The 2,685-nt window shown below is 61.9% G+C and carries 1 protein-coding gene; it reads right to left on the reverse strand.

Annotated features, from left to right (window positions below; translation table 11 throughout):
- Positions 1–2,105, reverse strand: a 2,105-nt coding sequence (locus D2E22_RS10400) for an Ig-like domain-containing protein (RefSeq protein WP_206431437.1), incomplete at its 3' end; no start/stop codon positions are given.
- Positions 2,106–2,685 lie beyond the last annotated feature (580 nt).

The raw sequence follows: 2,685 nt of genomic DNA on the forward strand, positions 1-2,685 counted from the left end.
AAACGACCATCCGAATACCCATTCGTGACACCCACAGCCGCCAGCCACTCGATCTCATCATGGAACGCCACACCAGCCGGCACATCCGAGAACCGATCAGACGACGAACCGTTCTTCGACACCGTCACGATAAGCGACGCCGTCTTGCCGGACACGGTCACCGTGATCGCGGCCATGCCTTCGGCCTTCGCCGTGACCTTGCCATTGCCATCAACCGTGACGACCGAATCATCCGAGGAGGACCAGGCCGCAGCACCCGCGACGGCCGTGGAAGGCGTGACGACGGCATTCAGCTGGACGCTCTTGCCGTTCTCGACGCTAAGCTTGCCGTCCTGAACACCGTCGCCGGTGATGGCGACCGATTCAACCGGCACTGTCGCCGGGGTCACGGTCACGGTCACCGCATCGGTCTTGCCGTCGGCCGTCGCCGTGATCGTCGCCGAACCGGCCTTGACGGCGGCCACGGTGCCGTTCGCATCGACAGTTGCCACGGAGGTGTTCGAGGAGCTCCACGCGACCTTCTTGTCGGTCGCATTGGCCGGAGCGACGGTCGCCGTAAGCTTCTTCGAGGCGCCCTCCTGAAGCGAGAAATCACCGCCGGTGATTGCGACGGCATCGACCGGAACGGTCACAACGCACGGAGCGTTCGTGCTCACAACGCCGTTCTCGACGACAATCGCCGTGCCTTGGCCGGTGTAGTTCCTGTTGCCGTTGTTGTCCCAGGTGTTGTTGCCGTTGTTGAAAACGAACTCGATCGTGGAGTCGGCGGCGTCCGGGACCACATAGGAGACGTAGCCGTTGCAGGCGGACTGCGTCATCTTGACGCCAGGGACGTCCGTCCATGCTCCGGTGCCTACGCGGTAGTGGAAGTAGGTGGAGTCGGCGCCGAACTTGTCGGCCGGATAGTAGACGGTCGTGTCATTGCCGACCGGCACGTCCTCTTCGGTGACGGTGGCGGTGACGGTGTCCGACTTGGTTCCGACGGTCACGGTGATGTCGGCGGCGCCCTTGGCGACGCCGGTGACGAGACCGTTCGCATCAACGGTGGCGACTCCGTCGTCGGAGGACTTCCACGTGAGCGGATCGCCGGAAGTGACTTCGGATCCGTCCGCAGCCAGCAGCTGCGCGGTCAGCTGATATGTCTCGCCGGCCTTGACGGAGAAATCGCCACCGTCGATCTTGACCGACGCATACGGCGTCGGCGGCGCAACCTCGACCGTCACGGTGATGGACGCCGACTTGCCGCCGGCCGTCGCCGTGATCGTCGCGGAACCGGTCGCGCGAGCTGTGACCTTGCCGGCGCTGTCCACGCTCGCGACCGCGGCGTTCGATGAGCTCCACGTGACCTTCTTGTTCGTCGCGTTCGAAGGCGAAACGGTTGCGGAAAGCGTCGTCGTGCCGCCCTCCTGCAGCGTCACGTCGCCGCCGTTGATCACGACCGAGTCGACCGGGACGATGACCGGTCCGGAACCGCCGACGGTCACGTGGATCGTCTTCGTGTGGACTCGACCGTACGAGTAGGCGACCAGATCAGTTGAACCGTCATTCACGGCGCGAATGACGCCGTCAGCGCCCGCGCGCACGATGCTCGTATCCATCGACTGCCACACGAGATGCTGATAGGTCGCATCCTCCGGCGTGAAGGTCGCGGAAGTGTCCACCGTGCCGCCCGACGGGATGTGCAGCGTGTACTCGTCGTCGGATCCCTCAAGACCGTCGGCGCTCAAATCGAAGCCGGCGAGATACTGGTAGGACTTCTGCTCGACGGTCACGGTCTTCTCTGCGGTCTGACCCTGATAAGTGGCGGAGATCGTCACGGTACCGTCGCCATCCGCCGACATACCCGCGTCCCAGGTGGACGTGTTGCCTTGGTCCGCCGGCCAGAGGGACTCCATCGCGTTCATGAAGTTCGAGGTCTTCCAGGTGATTTCATCGGTGGCGACGTCGGCCGGCAGGCCAAGCGCCGTGATCTGGAACTTATCCGAGATCGGCACCGTATCCGGGCCGACGAGTCGGAAATCGTCCGCGTATGCGGGCGCTGCGAAACCTACGCCCGCGAAAAGCGTCGCCGCGGCGATGGCGCCGGCAGCGACCTTCTTCCTCATTCCGTGTAAGCGATCAAAGATCGACATCGTTCCTCCTAATATCCGAGCAAGGGACAAGTCGCTGTAACGACCGACTCATCGAATCGCCACTCCGTTCTCGGCGTGTTCCTCATCGTGTGGTCTGCAGGCGGCATCAGCTTGACGCATACACGCCAAGTAATCTCCCGGCGTATTGCCGTTCGCTCTTAGACGACCTACGTTCCTTGAGAACGTATTCACGTTAATCAGTATACGGCTTTCTTCACACAAACTGCAACACAGTGTCCAATGATACGTACGTTGTCACCTCAGCATGTGCCTCATCTTGGTAGAACCATGCCAGTCTAGGCACTCTGACATCTATTGCCTATGCAACGACGGATGCGGATGGAGGTCTATGCCATCCATCCGCATCCGTGTGTCCCTCCCGTGCAGGCTACGCCAACAACAGCAGGAATGACTAATCGATGTCTTGGGTCAGACGAGTTTGTTGAGGCGGTACAGGAACGCGGCCATCGCCGAACGCGTCAGCTTGTCACCATAACCGAACGTGCCATCCGCATTGCCCAGCGTAATACCCACCTTCGCGCACCACAGGATC

Origin of the sequence: Bifidobacterium castoris, assembly GCF_003952025.1 — a bacterium.
Taxonomy (GTDB): domain Bacteria; phylum Actinomycetota; class Actinomycetes; order Actinomycetales; family Bifidobacteriaceae; genus Bifidobacterium; species Bifidobacterium castoris.